We start from the raw sequence: 20,364 nt of genomic DNA, 5'->3' as shown, positions 1-20,364 counted from the left end.
AAATAAAAAGTACAAATATCAAGTATAAGTGGTAGATGTTGTAGATGTTCGCATGAGCCGTTAATTCCCTATCTCGCAAAAATAAGTGACTTGTATCCATTGGCCATTCTGAAAGTGGATAAGTTGAAGGACGGCTCGATGGCTGTTGATGGTGAGGTTGGCGGTAATCTGCTCCGTGGTGAATGAGTGGTGAGCGTATTTGGCAGTGTGGTTGATGATCTTGTTGGCATACGTCTCTTTTCCTTCCTTTTCCCACGTGAAGATAGCGCGATCGAAATCTAGCGTGAAACGATCATGGAAGGTGTTTCCTTTCCATGTCTGACCCAAGGGCTTGACGCCTTGTGGAGTATCAACGCATTCTGTTATCCGGCAAGTGTTGTCGGATAAATGTAGGTGATAGACTTGGGCATTGGCTTGCGTGGCAAGCAGGAGCCATAGCGACAAGACGGGTAACAGGAGGATCGTCTTCATTTAATGGATAAGGGCAACCTGTCTCCATCGGTTGCCGGGCTAAAAATACAGAAGCGTGGAAACTATTGATATTACCGCATTGAGGCTCTCGACTGCCCACTCCCGAATAATAAACAATAGCCCACGCCATGCTGTTATATCGTCCAGAGCAATTACTGGTAAATATAGCACTGACGTGAGCGTTTCTTGTCTATTATCCCCGGGAGTTGAAATTGTCGAGATTTCAATGCGGGATAATATCTTTAAACGCTCTTCGTTAACTTATGTCCTCCTTCAGTGACCTACGCTTAGATATGAGGGATTATCGCAAATATAGGAAGAATAATTGATATCCGTATGCTATGTGGGGAGAAGTTTCCTCGCGGATTGACATTTTGACAAAATGTAAACGGAAGTCCGTGAGAGTCGATTATTTCGGGCGGATGTACGTCTCGCTTCCAAATACGCAAGAAAAAAACAGCAATTGTTTAGTAGACAGACAGATGTTGGAAAATGGCCTTTTATTCTAGCGAAATTAATTCATCGTAACTCATGGTTTGCCGGGTGTTTGGGCTATTCCATAAGGTTACGATAGGGTTATAATAAGGTTATAACGCCTTTCTCATTAGGTTATAACCCTATTCTTAGCTGCTTACGATGCCCAACGTAACCATATGTGTCGCCTAACGCAGCCTTTCGCGTTGGCTTTCGCGACCTATTGTGTGTGAAAAGGGGGGCTTTCGAGGGGTAAAAGGCGGTTTATGGGGATGTCTTTGGTGCTGTTTCGTGATTCTTGTTGATAGAGAATGTCACGGAATATAGCCTATATGAGTCAAAAAGATAGGGTAGTGTGTGTTTAGTTAACAAATAGAGTTTGTGATATATTTGACAGTGGAGGTTTAGCTTTTTATGTTAAATAAAATCTTATCCTCAAATGAACCAATGTGATTCATTCAAGGATAAGATTTTTATTTAAACCAGTTTTGATACCGGCATACGGTTGATGATTTTATAAATCTATATTCGCTCCAAATTGACCAACGCTAGCTGTTAATTGAACAGTCTCTAATGAGATTGTTAGGGTATATGTGTATTGTTGGTTCATCACCCAATTGCTTTTGTCATCTAAAACAATTGCTTTTGTGTTAGAAATCGTTTGGGCTGGATTAGTGTAAACGAGATCATAGGCTATTTCTATAGTCTTGCCTTTCATGTCTTGTGGGATCATAAGTAATGATTCTCCTATGCTGTCTGCGGTAGTACTTGCTATCTCTTTGCCATTAGTCTCTGAAACTGTATAATCATTTGTTGCTGCATCTTCGGTTGCCCATGTACCGGCAGTCAAATCTGCAGGAATTGTAAATGTACCTTTATTCTTGACTCCATTGATTTTTATACTTTTGACTTTAATAGTTACGCCAGAATAGGATGCTTCACCCAATTTTGCTTTAAACGAAATTTTGGAAAGTCCGTGCTGGAATACAAAAGGAACGCTTGTGGCATCTGTTGTGGTGTTTGTAATTCCATTGATTGCTGTTCCATTTTTATCATCTTTAGTGGCAGCCTTAACTGTTGACCACATGAAATCAACCTGTTCTGTAGCATCGTTCTTCACAGTAAAAGGAATTGCTGTTGCACCATCAGTTATTGTAGGGGCAGTTGTCAAATTCGGATAATAAGCTACAAATGAAACAGGGTTACCTTCTGGCCAATATTTCGTGTTGGTATAGGTCCAAGTGGAGCCATCTGTTGTACTAATAGTCTCATTACTCATGAAGTTTGCTTCGAAAGTTCCATCGCCATAATATGCTGACACTCCGAATTTATCATCCTTAGCAAAGGCTGATTTATCTAAAGCCTTCGTCTGTTTCCCCACATAAGTCCCGAAAGTAATCGCATTATCACTCTTAGACACTAATGTATCAATTTCATCTTCGCTTGAGCAGCCAGCCAATACTACTAGGCTTAATGCTGCAATGAATAAATTTGTCTTCATAACGCTTAGTCTTTTAATGTTGTTTTATGTTGTTACTATTTATTATTCTATATCTATGCGGGGAGCACGATATCTACTTCATCTCCCCAATTGTCTATACTTGCGTCGAATCCTCCTTCGCCGCCATTAGTTGCCGGCTTTACGTTTGGCAATTCCAGCGGAATATCCTCGGGAGTTTCCTCCTCGTCCGGATCGGCTCCGGTACCCAGCACCACTTTCACCTCTTTCGTCTCATTATTGATCGCAGCACGTGGAGCTATATCATATTGCTTCGTAATGACCGTCTTGTTATCGACCAATAAGATGGAGAGCGTAAGCAAATTACTGATCTCGTCCGTGGCCTTCGATGTGACGTTTGGTCTGCCGAGTGTCAAGTAAGAGCCGGATAAGATACCATCGGTCGTTGAGTTCTTGTGAAAAGTCTTTTCCGAGAAGTCAACGAGTTGCGTCGCTATGCTACTCCCAGTCTTACTGTTGGCTATCCAATATGTATCCGCCATCCCTTTAATCGATCCCCTCGCAGTCCGCACGTTGTGCAATCCTTTTATCTCTAAGGACAGATGGGTCGTGAAGATTACCTTCTCGGGCCGGCAAGCCAAGGAAAACTCCTTTCCCTCCTTAAGGTTCGCCCGTACCATCTCTTGCGTCACCTCAAAACCCTCCAATGTAGCTACCGCTAAAGGTTCCGGATCGTAGATCAGCCGCTCTCCCTCGGTGGGCGTGTACCAATCGCTTTCCGTCGTCTTCATCACGATCCGCAGGGTGCTGTATTGATCTTGACCCTCGATCGTGAGATAACTGTATTCTTCGGCCGCTTGGTTAAATACCACTACGTTATAGATCCCTTTCCTCAATCGCACCTCGTCACCCGTGACCATGTTGGTAAGGAAACGGCTTGGCTCCCCTCCATCGACCGGGTAAAAGAGCACGGTCATACCATCCGGGTCGATACCGCAAGGACCCCAATCTATGTCGAGGCGCACCGCGCAACGGTCTACATACTCGCCGATCATAGTCTCTTTCGAGCATCCCACCAATCCCATGACAAGCGAGATCAAGATGATAAATAACCGGCTCTCTCTCATCGGATACTCGTTTTCTTTAGCCCGTTGATATTGTTCGCGATCCCTTTCCTTTCATTGCTTAGATTCAAGGAACTATCCTTCGATAGGAAAAACGGCGACAAGGTCAATTCCTTATGCTTCTCCGTATCCCCCTCAACCTCTACCGAACGGATCGTGGCGACATATAACGGGATCACCTCGTCTTGACATGCCTCCAGATCCTCTAGAGAGGAGATATATGCTTCCGCTTCCTCGAACTTCGACATATTACGAAAACCTATGTTTTTCGCGTCGTAATTGAAAACCAATACATTATATTTATCCGGTGGTAAGAACAGGGTGATGCCATTGGCGTTCCCATCCGTCTGTATCATCGGCCCGCCCTCCGACGGGTAGATACAATAGCGAAGTTTCTCCGGTACCGGGGAAACTGCTACCACGCTATCCCAACGAAGGGTGCAAGTGATGTAGCCCGTGCCTCTTTTCTCCGGTTCCTCAGATCTCTCGCAACTACATTCCAGCACCATGCCGATAATGAATAAAACCGCGATAGAGATCTTTAAGATAATACTTGTCTTATTGTACCTATACATTTTATTTATCTTTGAAAATCAATTATGATTGATCTTCTGGACGCAAATGTATAGGGAATGCTAAAGGGGAGAATTGTTATTTTTGTCCAAAGAGTTGCAAAAGTTGAGAGATTTTAAAAAAATCATTGAATATTATGTATTTTCATCCTTTAGAGAACGGACAGAGCGGGGAGATTGGCCGAAATTAGCCCTGCAGAAGTGCGAGAAGTTGGAAAGCGACTCAAAGCCATACTTGTAGCAAATCTCGGATATGGAAAGCTCTGTCATGATAAGGTCGTTATGAATGTCTTGGCATTTGCGTTTCAGCATCCATTGATAAGCGGGCTCTCCAAACGTATCCTTGAAGATACGGCGGAAGGTGGGTACGCTGTAGCCTCCCAATTGGGCGAAGGTCTCCACGTCTTTTGCCTTTTGGTAGTTCTGCATCACGAAATACTGGAAACTGTGGCTATACCGGTAAATCGGGGCGTAAAAGGCGGCTAGCTCCTTGATGGGGTAGTAGCAGTTCAGCAAGTAGACCATCTCCGAGCGTTTGGCTTGCATCAGTCCGGAGCATCTTAAATCATCGTTGAGGTAAAGCTTCATGCCCTCGATGAAGAGTTGTATCGGCGGGACCATCGTCATTACGATGGGCTGCTGGCGTTCGTTCTCCACGATGGAGATGCCTTTGTTGAAACGATTGTCGCATATGTTTTGCGGACGCTCGAAGAGATAGATGATACATTCGGTGTAGTCGAGTACCTTGCACTCCACTTTCGAGCCGATCGGTTGCAATACGAACTGTCCGCCCCGGAACGTGGTGTCCGGGTGCTCCTCGCTGTTCAGCCAGATCTCTCCCTTGACTAGGAAAAAGACCATGTTCTGCATGCATCTTGTCTGAGGGATCACGTACCCTTTCGGATAAAGACGATACTTGAATATGTCCCTCTGGTAGAAACTACAAGAGGAACAGTCGGTATATTTGGTGCAGCGATGGTCGGTTAACATATATTGTTGTCTTTATAATTTTACTTTCTTTGTCTTGCCCTCGCTCTCGTTGTGAAAGCGATCTACGGCGGTCACTACATAGCGATATTTTACCTTACCTTTCTCGTAAGGCATCAAGTAGCCGGTTTCCCGGGTGATAGCCACGATCTTCGAGGGATCGCTCGTGTCTATTGCCTCTTTGTCGTTAAAGCGATAAACCACGAAATAAGAGGCTAGCTCCGGATTCGTGGGGCTTTGCTCCGCTTGCCAGTGCAAGAGGAAGCCCTTGGGTGTCCATTCGGTCTTTAGCTTGCTTACGTCTTTTGGCGGACGGTTATGCATATGGGTATAGGCCGGGATAAGGGCCGGGTAACGGTGGTAGTTCCGTTTCAGGCTGTCGGCTACGCCCTTGTTGTTCCATAGAATCTCATTGGCGGGCCAGAAACAATTGCCGCTCACGTGAGGCAAGGCACGCTCGTAACGCATCTTGCGGGTTAATTGGTCCGCTTTCATGGTGCGGGCCACGTCTTGCCCGATATATAAATGACCTCCGTTGGCGTTTTTGTCCCACCATTTGATAAGCGTGATGTAATCCGCCGCCGGGTGTCCGATCTCCCAATAGATCTGGGGGATGTTATAATCGATCCAACCTTGCTGTACCCAATAGGTGATATCGGCGTAGAGGTCGTCGTAGTTTTGCAGACCGTTGGTATTGCTACCCGATCCGTCCGCGGTGCTTTTCTTGTTGCGGTAGATGCCGAAGGGACTGATACCGAAGCGTACCCAAGGCTTGGTGAGCAGGATGGTACGTTTCAATTCCCGGATCAGGGTATTCACGTTCTCCCGGCGCCAATCGTTCCTTTGCGCCTCGCTGTATCCTTTTCGCAAGCCGTATTTCCGGAAGCTGTTATCATCAGGGAAAGGCATACCCGCCGCAGGATAGGGATAGAAATAATCGTCCATATGGATCGCGTCCACGTCGTAACGGCCGACGATATCACGCACTACCCGGCAGATAAACTGACGGCTTTCCGGCAATCCCGGGTCGAAAAGGATTTGTTTATTATAGGTGACAAACCATTCGGGATGCTTATGATAGATGTGGGAATCGGCGAAACGGGTGTTTCCCGCCGTGCTCGCCCGGTAAGGATTCAACCAAGCGTGAAACTCCATGTTCCGTTTATGGCATTCTTGGATCAGGAAGGCCATCGGGTCGAACTCACCTGCCGGGGCTACGCCCTGCTCTCCGGTGAAGAAGCGGCTCCACGGCTCGATATCGGATTTATAGAAAGCGTCCGCCTCGGGGCGCACCTGAAAGATGATGGCGTTGATGCCGCATGCTTGCAGGTAATTAAGCTTGCGGATGAAGTCTTTTTTCATCCGGGCGGGAGTCATATCCTTGTATTCGCCTTGAAAAGCGGTCTGTATCCATGCTCCCCTAAACTCTCGCTTGGCCTCCTTGCCCGTACTCGTAGCCGGACGAGGCTTCTCGCGAACCGTAGAACATGAGGTTATCGCACAAAAGAGAATCGCTACTAAGAAGCGAAAATATTTAATGTACATGGGTGCCTTGCTGTGTTTGTCTATGAAATTTTCAACAAATGTAGAAGATTCCCTGTAAATATGAAATATTTCACCCTTGTTATTTTATTTACTTGGCAGTAGAGACGAGGCACACCCTGTCTAACTGTGTGAATTAGTTCGATGAAGATAGGGCAGAATCGGTTAGTTTTGGCTATCTTTGCGTTAAAGAAAAAGATAAAGGTAATATGTCTGAGAGCAATTCGATTTTCATCAAGGGGGCACGTGTCAACAACTTGAAAAATATAGATGTAGAGATTCCGAGGGACAAGCTGGTGGTGATAACCGGGCTGTCGGGGAGTGGAAAATCATCGTTGGCGTTCGATACCCTTTATGCGGAGGGACAGCGTCGGTATGTAGAGAGTTTATCCGCTTACGCCCGCCAGTTCTTGGGGAGGATGAGTAAGCCGGAATGCGACTATATTAAGGGAATACCGCCCGCTATCGCTATCGAGCAGAAGGTGAATACCCGTAATCCGCGTTCCACGGTCGGTACATCTACCGAGATTTATGAGTATTTACGCTTGTTATATGCTCGCGTCGGGAAGACGATATCGCCGGTTTCCGGCACCGAGGTGAAAAAACATCAGGTGAGCGATATTATCAAGGAGGTCATGCGATATCCCGAAGGAACTCGTTTTGCCGTATTCGCTCCGGTTGTCTTGCCGGAAGGCCGGGATATGAAGGAACAGCTGGAGATCTTGCGGAAAGAAGGATATGCCCGTCTGTCGGTGAATGATACGGTATATCGTATCTCGGAGGTACTGGCCAGCGAGGAGTTGCTGTCTTACCCGATCGAGTTGTTGGTGGACCGCCTGACGGTATCGGACGATAAGACCTTGAAAAGCCGTTTGGCGGATTCGGCCGAGACCGCTTTCTTTGAGGGCCATGGTACCTGTTTGATTCGTATTTATACGGAGGAAGGGGTAGTCGTGAAGGAATTCTCGAAGAAGTTTGAGGCGGATGGCATGATATTCGAGGAGCCTACCGATATGATGTTTAGCTTTAATAATCCGTTGGGCGCTTGTCCGACTTGTGAGGGGTTCGGTAAGGTGCTGGGCATCGATGAGAATCTGGTGGTGCCCGATAAAAGTTTGTCTGTCTACCAAGGAGCCGTGGTTTGCTGGAAAGGTGAGGTGATGGGGGAATGGCTGAAAGACTTTATTGTGAAGAGCGAGAAATATAACTTCCCGATCCACCGCCCGTATTACGACCTGACACAGAAAGAGAAGGATTTGTTGTGGCATGGGGCGAGAGGTTTACACGGCATCGACGATTTCTTTAAGTTCGTGGAAGAGAATCTTTATAAGATACAATACCGGGTGATGCAAGCCCGCTATCGGGGAAAGACGACTTGCCCGGTTTGTAAGGGGAGCCGCTTGAGGCCGGAAGCGCTGTATGTGCAAGTGGGCGGTAAGAATATCGCCGAGCTGGTGACGATGCCGGTTTCGGAGGCAAAGGCTTTCTTTGATCAACTGGAACTGGACGAGACGGATGCGGCGATCGCTAAACGTTTGCTCACGGAAATCAATAATCGCTTGCAATTCCTGTTGGATGTGGGGTTGGGTTATCTGGCTTTAGATCGCCTCTCGGCCTCTTTATCCGGAGGAGAGAGCCAACGTATCAATCTGGCTACCTCGTTGGGTAGTAGCTTGGTGGGTTCGTTGTATATTTTGGATGAGCCGAGTATCGGTCTGCATTCCCGGGATACGGATTTGTTGATCAAGGTATTGCGACAGTTGCAAGCCTTGGGGAATACCGTGGTCGTGGTGGAACATGATGAGGAGATTATCCGTGCGGCGGATTATATCATCGATATCGGTCCGAAAGCGGGGCGTTTGGGGGGTGAGGTCGTTTATCAAGGCGATGTGAATAACCTCCGGAAATGTAGCGATAGCCATACGGTACGTTATTTGACGGGAGAGGATCAGATCGAGATCCCGCCTTATCGGCGTCCGTGGAATAATTATATAGAAGTGACAGGGGCTCGGAAGAATAACTTAAAGGGTGTGGACGTGAAGTTTCCTTTGAACGTGATGACGGTGGTTACCGGCGTGAGCGGTTCGGGTAAAAGTTCCTTGGTTCGTGATATTTTCTACGAGGGCGTGAAACGCCATTTGGATGATGCCGCTCGCCTGACCGTAGATTGCTCCGGTATCAGTGGAGATTTGAATATGATTCAGGCGATTGAGTTTGTAGACCAGAACTCGATCGGAAAGAGTTCTCGCTCGAACCCTGTGACGTATATCGGCGCTTACGATGAGATCCGTAAACTATTCGGTGAGCAGCCTCTTGCGAAGCAGATGGGATATAACGCCGCTTATTTTTCCTTTAATAAAGAAGGAGGTCGCTGCGAGGAATGTAAGGGCGAGGGCAAAATCACGGTAGAGATGCAGTTTATGGCGGATATCACCTTGGAATGCGAGGCTTGCCACGGCAAACGCTTCAAGCAGGATGTATTGGATGTAGAGTATCAAGGCGCTAACATATACGATGTGTTGGAAATGACCGTGAATCAAGCGATCGAGTTCTTCGAGAAAGGTTCCGGCTCCCAAGAGAAGAAGATCGTGAAACGCTTGAAACCGCTGCAAGACGTAGGTTTGGGCTATATCAAGCTGGGACAGACTTCCTCCACTTTATCCGGTGGTGAGAACCAACGTGTGAAACTGGCTTATTACTTAGGCCAAGAGAAGCAGCAACCTACCTTGTTCGTTTTCGACGAGCCTACGACCGGTTTACATTTTCATGATATCAAGACTTTGTTGAAAGCTTTCAATGCCTTGATCGAGAAAGGTCACTCCGTGGTAATTATCGAGCATAATATGGATGTGATCAAATGTGCGGATTATGTGATCGATTTAGGACCGGAAGGCGGAAAGGCCGGCGGGCAGTTGGTTTGTGCCGGCACACCGGAGGAGATAGCGGCTTGCGAGGCATCCTATACCGGAAGGTTTTTAAGGGATAAGTTATAAGGAGACGATATAAAAAGACAAATGTAAATAGCTCCTGCCCGAATATTCGGATAGGAGCTATTTCTTTTAAGAGGAATGGGAGCATTTCCATTAATATCCTGGGTTTTGCTCGATGATTCCATTTTTCGCAAGGTCTATAACCGCTTGCGGTATCGGGCCGTATTCGTGGGTCCCTTTGATGAAACGGGCATTTTGGAGATGAGAGCGGAATGTCTTCTCATGCTCGAAATAAGTGTTCATCACGTCTGAGGCGATTCCCCAACGGACTAGATCAAAGAAACGTTCACCTTCTAAGGCGAATTCCAGACGTCGTTCGGTACGTAAGGCTCGGATCGCCTCCTCTTTGTCGGAAAATGACGGATATAATCCGATCCGGTATTTGGCGGCATCCGCTGTCCCGTCAGCGGTTTTTACGGTCTGGCTGTTCATGGCACGCTCGCGAACTTGGTTGATGTATTTCAATCCGGTAGTCAAATCGCCTAGTTCGATAGCAGCTTCGGCACGCCACAATAACACGTCCGCATATCGAATAATATAAACATTCAATGCGTTTACGTATGGCCAGATAGCCAAATAGTAACTTGAGTTCTTGGAGACAATACGTTTTTTAGGGCTATACGGACCGTAAACCGTAGCCTCACGAGGAGTCCAGTCATAGAGTTGGACATCTAGGAACATGATTCCGGGGCGGGCTACCGTGTGGTCTAGGCGGGTGTCTACATAATCATTTTCCGAAACGTCTATGCCGTCTTCCAAAGGCAAGCCGTTGGAGTCGGTCTTATAAGCGTTTACTAGGTTTTGGGAAGGACGAAGGAAACCATAGTTGGGATAAGGGCCTCCCGGAGGTAACAAACGGTCGCCCGGATTTCCGTTGTAGTTGTTCGGGGAGCCATCGTTGATAGAGGCTTGGACTGAAAATAAAATTTCAGGGCAGTTGTCATTTTCCGGCAAGAAGATATTCCGGAAGTCGGGGAGTAGCTGGTATTTGCCGGAATTGATCACCTCATCCGTCGCTGTAGCGCATTCCTGCCATTTGCCTTGGAACAAGTAAACTTTAGCCATATAAGCCCGGGCCGTCATCTTACATGGACGTGCCACATCCGGCTGGGAATCCGGGAGACCTTCGTAGGCGGCCTTAAAATCATTCAGTATCTTCTCCCATAATTGATCGGATGTATACTCCTTATTCGAGATAGAGGCGAATGCGGAAGGATCGCTGACACTCTCGTCGAAATATGGGATCTGGTTATAGATGATCTTTAAGTTGAAATAGAAATGGGCACGCAGGAAACGCATCTCGGCGATACGGGTCTCCTTTTTATCATAATCGCTGCCTTTGAGGATACGGATCGCTTGGTTACAGCGGTTCACGCCCTCGTATAAGGCTAGCCATTTCCGATTGTAATCTTGGATAGTCGGGTCGATATGGAAGATTTCCATCAAGTGAACCGGGTTCTGGTCTCCCGTACCACCTCCGCCTTTGTAGGTATCGTCTGAGATCACATCGCCAAATTGCCAGTTGGAGCATCCTGAATTCAAGCCGGAGCTGGCATCGTCCATCTGGCCGTCTAGGATGGAATAGGCGGAGATAATCAATCCCTCGATGTTATTGGGATCTTGTGCTTGTTCGGGAGTCAGTTCGCCTACAGGTGTCTCTTCCAGAAAATCGCTGCATGATGTCAATGCGAATACGGCACAGGCCGCTATAATCATTTTCTTCATATTCTAGTTTGTTGTTGTTTGATGATTAAAAACTTACGTTTACTCCAAAGGTGAAGGTGCGGGATAACGGATAGATGCCGCGGTCCACACCCATATCTAGGTTACGGTAGTCACTGGAGTAACTTTGCAATCCCACTTCCGGATCGATACCGTCGTATCCTGTGATCGTGAATAAGTTGGTTGCTTGCGCATAGATATACAAGCTATTGAACTTAATCTTGGATAGGATGGACTGAGGTACGGAATAACCGATTTTCATGTTCTTTAAGCGAACGAAAGAAGCGTCTTGCACATAGTAAGACGAGGGCCGGATGTTATTGTTCGGATCGTCCATGGTGACACGGGGTATGTCCGTATTCGTGTTGGTTGGTGTCCATGCATTAACGACACGGCTGTTTTTGTTGTATTGCGATTGATTGTAGAAATCACCCACATAACGGGTCAAGTCGTATACATCGTTTCCGAACATTCCCTGAAAGAATAGACTGAGGTCAAAATTATGGAAGTTGACTCCTAATGTAAGGCCTGCTGTGACATCGGGGAGCGGGTTACCGATATAGTCACGGTCGTTACCGTCTATTACGCCATCTCCGTTTACGTCTACGAACTTGATATCACCCGGTTTTGCGTTAGGTTGGAGTAGTTCGCCTTTATTATTGGTATATGATTTGATCTCCGCCTCGCTCTGGAATAAACCGTCTTCTTTATAAGCGTAGAAAGAGCCGATTGGTTGACCGATGGCGGAACGAGAAACCTCTTGATCGAAGTTGAGGGAGTGAATCACACTGGTAGGCAGTCCGATATAGGAGACATCACCGTCTAATTCCGTCATCTTGTTCTTGATAGCGGACATATTGAAGGCGACATTGAACCCGAAATCTTTATTGATGCTCTTATTGTAGCTGACCTCAGCTTCGAAACCCCGGTTACGCATTTTCCCGACATTGTCCCATACCGTTTGGTTTGTACCCCCCACGGTACCGATCAAGGGACGCTCCCATAATAAGTCCTTGGTATCTTTGTTAAACCAATCCAGCACAACGGTTAGGCTGTTATCTAGGAAGCCTAGATCCAGCCCGACATTAGTTTGCGTGGTGGTCTCCCATTTCAAGTTTGCGTTACCGTAACGGGTTTGGGTGTATCCGGTTGTCACGGAACTTTGGCTACCGTCGATCGGATAGTTGGAGTGGTTCGGATTACTCATGTAAGAATCGATCGTGGAATAAGCCGGGATATCAGAGTTGCCGTTTTGTCCCCAACCTATGCGGACTTTCATGTTGCTGATAGCCGGAATATCATAAAACGGTTCGCTACTGATACGCCAGCCTGCGGAGACAGCCGGGAAATTACCCCATTTATTGTTACCAAGTTTAGAAGATCCGTCACGTCGGAACGTGGCTGCGAATAAGTAGCGGTTGTCGAAATTATAATCAATTTTACCGAAATAAGACATCATCTTGGAAGTAAAGGCAGAACCTGCGTTCTTCTGGGAGCCACTATCGCCCGCATCGAGGAAATGGAAGTTATCGTCATCCGAGGCAAAGCCTTCACGGGAGGCGGAGAAGTATTCCTCTTGATAACGGTTTGTCTCGATACCTAATAAGGCTCCGATCGTATGTTTATCGAATGTCCGTAAATAGTTTAACGTGTTCGTGAATACCCAATTGAAGTTCCAACGGTTTTGCGTGCTCAACGTACTCAAGGGTTGCTGGGTGTTCAATTCGTTGTATTTGGCCTTGAAGCTTCGTTTATACAGGTTTTTATAATCCGCTCCGAAGTTGGTCTTGAAATAAAGTCCCTCTAGGATATTCAGTTCGGCGAATAGATTACCGAATAGACGGGTGGTACGATCTTTATTATCCTTATTACGGTATAATTCGCCTAACGGGTTGGAGATGTCGGCGATCGGGTTGCTGCCGAAATTCCCGTCCAGATCGTAAACAGGGGTAATGGATACGGTCTTATAGGCGTTGTATAACATACCTCCCAGTGCGGCGTTATTGGTGACCGAGGTTCCCCACGCATGTGATAATGTGGCGTTCTCACCGATTTTCAAACGATCGTTGAAGAGCTTGAACTCATTGTTGAAACGTCCGGATATACGTTCGAAACCAGTATATTTCATAAGACCGTCTTGGTTGAAATAGCCTAGGGAGAACAAGTGGCTGCTAACTTTATCTGCTTTCGCCAGAGAGAGGTTATAGGACTGGACCATGGCTTTTTGCATGATCTCGTCAACCCAATCCACGTCTCCCGAGGGAAGACGGTGATCTGCGTCAAGGAATTCCGGAATTACGGCGGTCTCGCCGGAGCCATACACGTCGCTTACTGGTGATTTCCCGTCGTTACGCTGTGCCTGCCATAATAAGTCGCCATATTCTTGGGCGTTTAGCATACGCATCTGTTTTGCCGAGGTTTGTACTCCCACGTAAGCGTCTAGGTTTACCCGGAAAGTACCTTCCTTCCCTTTTTTTGTACTGATGATAACCACGCCGTTTGCCGCACGTGCACCATAGATGGAAGCGGAAGAAGCATCTTTCAATACCTGCATACTTTCGATATCATTCGGGTTGAGAAAATTGATGCCGCCCTCTACTGGTACGCCATCGATGATATAAAGCGGATCATTGTTACGGATCGTGCTGAAACCGCGTACACGTACCGCTACGCCTCCGCCGGGCATATTATCCGGGATTACGTTTACGCCGGACAATTTACCTTGCATCATTTGATCTACACTGGATACCGGGGTATCTTTCAGGTCGCCTACCTCCAGTACGGAAACAGCACCGGTAAGGTCTTTTTTCTTCTGTACACTATAACCTACCACGATAACCTCGTCTAGGTTCTGGGTGTCATCCTGCAATTGGATCGTGAGGGGAGAACCATTCCCGGCTGGAATCTCCTTGGTGTTATAACCGATATAAGTAACGACCAATATGCTTTGCTTGTTTTGCAGCGAGAGAGAAAATTTGCCGTCAAAATCGGTTACGGCTCCATTTGTAGTCCCTTTCTCAATCACGTTAGCCCCGATAATTGGTTCTCCGTTCGTATCGGTGACTACGCCACTTACCGTGAATGTCTGTTGGGTGATCGTCATTCGTCCAGTAACGTTTGGCAGATCCTCCGCTGGTGCCGCATTGATTGGCTGTAAGTATGCTACGCCTAGCAAAAGAGCGGGAATCGCCATCGTAAAGTAATTTCTGTTGTCCATCCTTTTGTCCTTAAAATATATTAGAATTAATCTATTTTTTCAGAACGCAAAGGACGTGTGATTGTATTACGATGATATGTCTATGTTATTAAAAATGTGTTCACGATTGTATTGCCTTTCAGTGATATGACGATTAGGCTACGATTACAAAAATGATGTCGGTTGTCTTTTGCGTATTGGTTAATGACGTTTTAGTACTAGTGAATAAAATGTAAGAATTATGAAAGTAACTCATTTTAAGAAAGTAAGCGAAACAAGTGGTGTGTGTGTCCTGTTAAGATTGTACTTATTTATAATCGAATAATTTATACTGTGCGTAGTCTTTACGAGACATTCAAGTAGCCTGTGAGGGCGAAAAAGCAGTAATATTAATACTAGTGTAATAAAATAAAGTTCATTCAGCCTGTTCTTCTGTGAAGAAAAACAGGCTGTGTTTTTATTGCTTGGCAGGATCTTCGTCTTTATTCCACTTATCTCGCATTCTCAGACGTTTGACTTGCAGATAGCGTAGAAGGATGATGATGACGAGCGTAGCGCCGATCATCAAGAAATATTCGGTATAATTATTCCCCGAATTGTTTCCCGGCCAGCCGATGATACTCATTACGATTAAGTAGACAAGTAAGGCAATTGTTGTGATGTTGATCTTCTTCATATTCGTTTTATTCTTAAAACAGGGCAAAGATATAAGATTGTTTCGGGCTTTAGGAGGTTAAAACGCATTTGTACTGTGCCCGATAATGTTCTGTTTGAATAATTAAGATATATAAACCTTGTGGGAGGGGAATCGGGAGGATAGGGTTCCCTGCCTGTACCGCTTGCGTAAATACCAATATGCCTGCCGGAGTAAGTAGTTTGACTTTACCGGGGGATGGAAGATTATTAATGAATAAAGTTTTGTTCTCTAGCTGATAGCTTAATTCCGGAAATGAAAAGGCTTGATTGGAAACAGGAGGATCTTGTCGGGCTTGAGGTTCCGATGTTGGGAAAGATATGGGTGCATTCGTTGATAATAATTTATAATTGGCTGGTTCGGATGTATTATATACAGATAGGCTGGTACTATTATTCGCTTTGACAAAGAAAGCGGAGAATGGAGGGATGGCGAAATCGCTACCGATCACGTAGGGTTGGTAGGTGGAGCCGTCATATATATAAATGTATCCGTCTAAGGCCGAGTTTGATTCTATTTGACTAAGAGATAAAGGAGCCGGCAGAGGATTACCGCATAGATACCAGCCGTTGTGATTCTGGTTCTGGCTTTGGTTGTTAATGCTTACCGGAATAGAGGCTTGACCGTTTTTTCCGAAATCTATAGGGATATCTTTTGCTTTCGAGGAGAAACGAAGGTTCTGACGATCGGCGGAAGCGTCAATAGCGATCAGGTACCCCTTGTTCTTCTTGAAGATGGGCTGGGATGTATTGATTATTGTTTGTGGTATGACTTCCCAGTTGTTGGAAGGGCTTTGTGAGTTGGCTCGCTTTTCTCCGTTATAGGTTTGTACGTAAAAGTAGTTACCGTTTGTATCGCTTTTGTCATCACCCAGTTGGAAATCCGGGTCTATGCCGGAAGCGAATACATCGAAGGGGAAGGAGATAAAATACCATTTGCCTTTTTGAGCGAAGGTCTTCTCGATTGTTATTTTGCCGGAGATGTTAATAGTTCCAGACGATCGCAAGGTGGAGGAAGACGCCAAGATACCATCATTAGGATAGATGGTAAGGTTATTTGCGGATAGATTTCCGGTTGGTAAAATATGGATATTTCCATTGCCAATAAAGATATCTTTACAGCTGATATTTGTATTTATGGAGATATTGCCGTTAATCAAGGCGTTGCGGTGACGGTAGGCGGGTAGGTGGCTCCAGCGATCCTCATGGTTCCAATCGCTGTTTCCGGTAAATAGGGAATAGGTAGGAATCATGCCGTGTGCGTAAACGCTGTCTACATAATAATAGCCGTTTTTGGTATTGGCGGCCGGTGTGGGGACGATAAGATCTAAGCCCGGAGGATTGTTTTTTATATCTGTGGTTTTGAAAGGATTGATGCCACTCTCTCCTATGGTTGGAACTAAGGAGGGATAACTTGTTTCCCCTTTTCGATAGGTTCTGGCTCTCATGCCTTCTCCTTCTACTAGAAGGATGCCCCCTTTCCGTATACTGATTTTTATATCTTGATGATTTGTTAACGTGAAATGCTCGAAAGCCACTTGCGTATTCATTGGCATTCGTAACCCGTAGTTTCCGTGGCTGTTAGGAATATCTTTCACGCCGGAGATATCTTCAATAAGGGCTTCACCTGTAATGGCATAATCCCAATTATCAGAAGCAAGTCCCTCAAATGTCTGCATCCGAAACGTATCCCGGATAGATATATTTGCGTTACTTTGCACAAAACTTTCCCATGTAGATGGATTTGAAACTTGTGACTGGATAAATTGTTGTACGAATAGGAATGCCGTACAAACGACAACGCATCTGGATAGATGCCAAATTCTCTTTTTCATAGCTAAGTTGATTTATATTTGTAAATATGTTCGCAAATATACGTAAATAATTGAAATAATATATCTTTGTGGCATGAAAGAATTTATCATATCTGAGGCACAGACCGAAAAGGCCGTTTTGGTGGGTTTGGTTACCCCCGAGCAAAATGAGCAAAAGGTTAAGGAATATCTGGACGAATTGGCTTTCTTGGCCGATACGGCAGGGGTGGATGCGGTAAAGCGTTTTACCCAGAAAATGGATTACCCGAATTCCGTCACTTTTGTCGGGACCGGTAAATTGCAGGAAATTAAGGAGTATGTGGTAGAGAATGAGATCGGCTTGGTGATCTTTGATGATGAGCTGAGTCCGAAGCAACTCCGTAATATTGAGAAAGAATTGCAGGTGAAAATCTTGGATCGTACGAGCTTGATCTTGGATATCTTCGCTAGCCGTGCACAGACCGCCCATGCGAAGACACAGGTGGAGCTTGCACAATATAAATATATGTTACCCCGCTTGACTCGTCTGTGGACACACTTGGAGCGTCAGCGAGGCGGCGTAGGTATGCGTGGTCCGGGTGAGACACAGTTGGAGACTGATAAACGTATTATCTTGGATAAGATCGCACGATTGAAGAAAGAGCTGGTGGATATTGACAAGCAAAAAAGCGTACAACGGAAAAACCGGGGTAAGATGGTACGTGTAGCGTTAGTCGGATATACGAACGTAGGTAAATCTACCTTGATGAACTTATTGAGCAAGAGTGAGGTCTTTGCCGAGAATAAGTTGTTCGCTACGTTAGATACGACCGTACGCAAGGTCATTATCGAGAACTTGCCGTTCTTGCTGTCTGATACGGTCGGATTTATCCGCAAGTTACCGACCGAGCTGGTGGAATCTTTTAAATCTACCTTGGATGAGGTACGGGAGGCGGATTTGCTGGTACATATCGTGGATATCTCACACCCGACTTTTGAAGAGCAAATAGAGGTCGTGAACCGTACGTTGGCGGAGATCGATAAGACCGAGAAACCGATGATCATGGTTTTCAATAAGGTGGATGCATTTACCTTTGTCCCGAAAGAGGAAGATGATTTGACCCCTCGTGGTCGTGAGAATATCGATCTGGATGAACTGAAACGTACGTGGATGGGAAAATTGCAAGATAATTGCATCTTTATCTCCGCCAAGGAACGTACGAATATAGAGGCGTTGAAAGAGATGTTGTATGAACGGGTTAAACAAATCCATATCACCCGTTTCCCCTACAATGACTTCCTCTTTCAGCAATATGATGAAGAGTAGAGTCTTACAAAATTAGTACCAATGAATCATTTGAGAAATTTGCGGCCGGATGAGATCGCCACCTTGCGATCTCAGGCTTGCCGGGCCGATGATTGGAATCAAGTTTGGGTTCCAGAAGTGTTTGATATTGAATATGTGAACCACGTACGTTTTTCAGGAGTGGTTAAGTTAGGAGCCTTTCGTAAGATTTTTACCCTGCCGGGAGGATTGGTAAAGCATAGCGGGCTTCGTCATGTTACCCTACATAATTGCACGTTGGGGGATAATGTGCTGATCGAGAACGTACAGAATTATATCGCTAATTACCAGATCGGTGATGACTGCTTTATCCAGAATATAAATGTTATGTTGGTGGAAGGCAAGGCTACGTTCGGGAATAATGTCGAGGTGTCGGTCTTGAATGAGACCGGCGGGCGTGAGGTTCCGATTTACGATGGCCTGTCGGCTTCATTGGCTTATATTATCGCATTGTACCGTCATCGTCCGGCCTTGATCGAACGCTTGCGGGATATGATTACCGCTTATACGGAGGGTATCGCCTCTACGGAGGGAACGGTTGGCGATAAGGTCAAGATTGTCAATACCGGTACGATCCGTAACGTGAAGATTGGTGATTACGCGACCATAGAGAATAGCGCACGTCTGGAAAATGGTTCCGTAAATAGTAAGAGAGAGGCCCCGGTATTTATCGGGGATAGTGTGATCGCGCAAGATTTCATTGTCTCTTCGGGAGCCAAGATCGCGGATGCCGCTAAGATTATCCGTTGCTTTATCGGACAGGCTTGCCAAGTGACGCATAACTTCTCGGCCCATGATTCCTTGTTGTTCAGCAACTGCGCTTTCGAGAATGGGGAGGCTTGCGCTATATTCGCCGGTCCGTTTACGGTGTCTATGCATAAGAGTAGTTTGTTGATAGCGGGAATGTATTCGTTCTTGAACGCGGGAAGTGGCTCTAACCAGAGTAATCATATGTATAAGCTGGGACCGATCCATCAAGGGATCGTGGAACGTGGCTCCAAGACTACCAGCGACTCGTATATTCTTTGGCCGGCCCGTATCGGCGCTTTCTCTTTGGTAATGGGTCGCCATCATCACCATAGCGATACTTCCGATATTCCCTTCTCCTATTTAATAGAGAAGGATGATGAGACTTACTTAGTCCCGGGAATTAATCTTCGCAGCGTAGGTACGATCCGTGATGCCCAGAAATGGCCGAAGCGTGATAAACGTACGGACCCGGATCGCTTGGATATGATTAACTATAATCTATTGAGTCCCTATACGATCCAGAAGATGCTGAAAGCGGTGGATATCTTGAAAAACCTGCAGGCATTGGTTGGAGAGACTTCCGAGATTTATTATTATCAGAATACTCGTATAAAAGGTTCCTCCCTCCGGAATGCGTTGAACTTTTATGGGATGGCAATTAATAAGTTCTTTGGTAACTCGTTAATCAAGCGTTTGGAAGGTACGACCTATTGTTCTATGGAAGAGGTCTGGGAGCAATTGCGTCCTACGGAATCCAAAGGCTCCGGAGAATGGCTGGACTTGGCGGGCTTGATCCTCCCGAGGGAACCGCTAGATGCCTTGTTGCAAGATATCGAACAGGGGGAAATCGCTTCCTTAGAGGATGTGGAATGTTTTTTCCGTTTGGTTCACGGACGTTATTATTCCTTGGAATGGACATGGGCCTACGAGATGATCGAACGTTATTATGGGGTGGATCTCCGTTCGATTTCCGCCGCAGAGATTATTGATCTGGTTCGTCGTTGGCAAGAATGTGTGATCCGCTTGGATGAGATGCTTTATGAGGATGCCCGTAAGGAATTCTCCTTGACTTCTATGATCGGTTTCGGTGTGGATGGTTCCAACAAGGAAAAACAACAGGATTTCGAGGGTGTTCGAGGAGATTTCGTGAATAATCCGTTTGTTACCGCCGTACAGGAACATATCGTGAATAAACGGGCGCTTGGGGATGAACTGATCGAGAGGTTGAAACCTTTAGTATAAAGCC

The 20,364-nt window shown here is 46.1% G+C and carries 13 protein-coding genes; 3 read left to right on the top strand and 10 right to left on the bottom strand.

The window, feature by feature from the left end; translation table 11 throughout:
• Positions 1 to 60 precede the first annotated feature (60 nt).
• The 6 genes from CI959_RS06395 to CI959_RS06370 all read right to left on the bottom strand — a co-directional run bounded on the left by CI959_RS06395 (position 61) and on the right by CI959_RS06370 (position 6,632).
• Positions 61 to 471: a hypothetical protein gene (locus tag CI959_RS06395; protein WP_009016597.1), complete on the bottom strand. Its 411-nt coding sequence runs from the start codon at positions 469 to 471 to the stop codon at positions 61 to 63.
• A 988-nt stretch (positions 472 to 1,459) separates the two neighbouring features.
• Positions 1,460 to 2,446, bottom strand: coding sequence for a fimbrillin family protein (locus CI959_RS06390; protein ID WP_011967250.1), 987 nt, complete (start codon positions 2,444 to 2,446; stop codon positions 1,460 to 1,462).
• A gap of 53 nt (positions 2,447 to 2,499) precedes the next feature.
• Positions 2,500 to 3,531, bottom strand: coding sequence for a DUF5119 domain-containing protein (locus tag CI959_RS06385; RefSeq protein WP_057316260.1), 1,032 nt, complete (start codon positions 3,529 to 3,531; stop codon positions 2,500 to 2,502).
• A complete protein-coding gene (locus tag CI959_RS06380) occupies positions 3,528 to 4,103 on the bottom strand; it encodes a DUF5119 domain-containing protein (protein WP_057316262.1) in 576 nt (191 codons plus the stop codon). The genes CI959_RS06385 and CI959_RS06380 overlap by 4 nt, the downstream gene beginning before the upstream one ends.
• Positions 4,104 to 4,235: 132 nt before the next feature.
• The gene (locus CI959_RS06375) at positions 4,236 to 5,090 is read right to left on the bottom strand and encodes a helix-turn-helix transcriptional regulator (RefSeq protein ID WP_005859912.1); all 855 of its coding nucleotides are present in this window, start codon (positions 5,088 to 5,090) and stop codon (positions 4,236 to 4,238) included.
• A gap of 12 nt (positions 5,091 to 5,102) precedes the next feature.
• Entirely contained in the window at positions 5,103 to 6,632 is a 1,530-nt protein-coding gene (locus CI959_RS06370) for a glycoside hydrolase family 10 protein (protein WP_036651701.1), read from the bottom strand.
• Between the two features lie 206 nt (positions 6,633 to 6,838).
• Here CI959_RS06370 and uvrA point away from each other — a divergent pair, with 206 nt between their 5' ends.
• Positions 6,839 to 9,622, top strand: coding sequence for an excinuclease ABC subunit UvrA (gene uvrA / locus CI959_RS06365; RefSeq protein WP_057316264.1), 2,784 nt, complete (start codon positions 6,839 to 6,841; stop codon positions 9,620 to 9,622).
• Between the two features lie 90 nt (positions 9,623 to 9,712).
• Here the strand turns inward: uvrA and CI959_RS06360 are convergent, their stop codons facing one another.
• The 4 genes from CI959_RS06360 to CI959_RS06345 form a co-directional block, all read right to left on the bottom strand.
• Positions 9,713 to 11,344: a RagB/SusD family nutrient uptake outer membrane protein gene (locus CI959_RS06360; RefSeq protein ID WP_011967255.1), complete on the bottom strand. Its 1,632-nt coding sequence runs from the start codon at positions 11,342 to 11,344 to the stop codon at positions 9,713 to 9,715.
• Between the two features lie 25 nt (positions 11,345 to 11,369).
• Entirely contained in the window at positions 11,370 to 14,558 is a 3,189-nt protein-coding gene (locus CI959_RS06355; protein WP_005863341.1) for a TonB-dependent receptor, read from the bottom strand.
• Positions 14,559 to 14,994: 436 nt separating this feature from the next.
• Entirely contained in the window at positions 14,995 to 15,213 is a 219-nt protein-coding gene (locus tag CI959_RS06350; RefSeq protein WP_005859902.1) for a hypothetical protein, read from the bottom strand.
• A gap of 49 nt (positions 15,214 to 15,262) precedes the next feature.
• Positions 15,263 to 17,065 carry a T9SS type A sorting domain-containing protein gene (locus tag CI959_RS06345; RefSeq protein WP_005859900.1) on the bottom strand — a complete coding sequence of 601 codons (1,803 nt, stop codon included), beginning with the start codon at positions 17,063 to 17,065 and terminating at the stop codon, positions 15,263 to 15,265.
• 73 nt (positions 17,066 to 17,138) lie between these two features.
• Here CI959_RS06345 and hflX point away from each other — a divergent pair, with 73 nt between their 5' ends.
• Positions 17,139 to 18,350, top strand: a complete 1,212-nt coding sequence (gene hflX, locus CI959_RS06340) for a GTPase HflX (protein ID WP_005859898.1) — start codon at positions 17,139 to 17,141, stop codon at positions 18,348 to 18,350.
• A gap of 21 nt (positions 18,351 to 18,371) precedes the next feature.
• The gene (locus tag CI959_RS06335) at positions 18,372 to 20,360 is read left to right on the top strand and encodes a DUF4954 family protein (RefSeq protein ID WP_057316266.1); all 1,989 of its coding nucleotides are present in this window, start codon (positions 18,372 to 18,374) and stop codon (positions 20,358 to 20,360) included.
• Positions 20,361 to 20,364 lie beyond the last annotated feature (4 nt).

The organism is Parabacteroides sp. AT13, from assembly GCF_002272965.1.
Classification (GTDB): Bacteria; Bacteroidota; Bacteroidia; order Bacteroidales; family Tannerellaceae; genus Parabacteroides; species Parabacteroides distasonis.
Note: the sequence above shows the minus strand (reverse complement) of the source record. Positions and strands in the feature narration are given on the sequence as shown.

Excerpts from the sequence above, each read along its gene's own strand:
- CI959_RS06395 (WP_009016597.1), bottom strand. The coding sequence starts at position 471 with ATGAAGACGATCCTCCTGTTACCCGTCTTGTCGCTATGGCTCCTGCTT.
- CI959_RS06390 (WP_011967250.1), bottom strand. The coding sequence starts at position 2,446 with ATGAAGACAAATTTATTCATTGCAGCATTAAGCCTAGTAGTATTGGCT.
- CI959_RS06385 (WP_057316260.1), bottom strand. The coding sequence starts at position 3,531 with ATGAGAGAGAGCCGGTTATTTATCATCTTGATCTCGCTTGTCATGGGA.
- CI959_RS06380 (WP_057316262.1), bottom strand. The coding sequence starts at position 4,103 with ATGTATAGGTACAATAAGACAAGTATTATCTTAAAGATCTCTATCGCG.
- CI959_RS06375 (WP_005859912.1), bottom strand. The coding sequence starts at position 5,090 with ATGTTAACCGACCATCGCTGCACCAAATATACCGACTGTTCCTCTTGT.
- CI959_RS06370 (WP_036651701.1), bottom strand. The coding sequence starts at position 6,632 with ATGTACATTAAATATTTTCGCTTCTTAGTAGCGATTCTCTTTTGTGCG.
- uvrA (WP_057316264.1), top strand. The coding sequence starts at position 6,839 with ATGTCTGAGAGCAATTCGATTTTCATCAAGGGGGCACGTGTCAACAAC.
- CI959_RS06360 (WP_011967255.1), bottom strand. The coding sequence starts at position 11,344 with ATGAAGAAAATGATTATAGCGGCCTGTGCCGTATTCGCATTGACATCA.
- CI959_RS06355 (WP_005863341.1), bottom strand. The coding sequence starts at position 14,558 with ATGGACAACAGAAATTACTTTACGATGGCGATTCCCGCTCTTTTGCTA.
- CI959_RS06350 (WP_005859902.1), bottom strand. The coding sequence starts at position 15,213 with ATGAAGAAGATCAACATCACAACAATTGCCTTACTTGTCTACTTAATC.
- CI959_RS06345 (WP_005859900.1), bottom strand. The coding sequence starts at position 17,065 with ATGAAAAAGAGAATTTGGCATCTATCCAGATGCGTTGTCGTTTGTACG.
- hflX (WP_005859898.1), top strand. The coding sequence starts at position 17,139 with ATGAAAGAATTTATCATATCTGAGGCACAGACCGAAAAGGCCGTTTTG.
- CI959_RS06335 (WP_057316266.1), top strand. The coding sequence starts at position 18,372 with ATGAATCATTTGAGAAATTTGCGGCCGGATGAGATCGCCACCTTGCGA.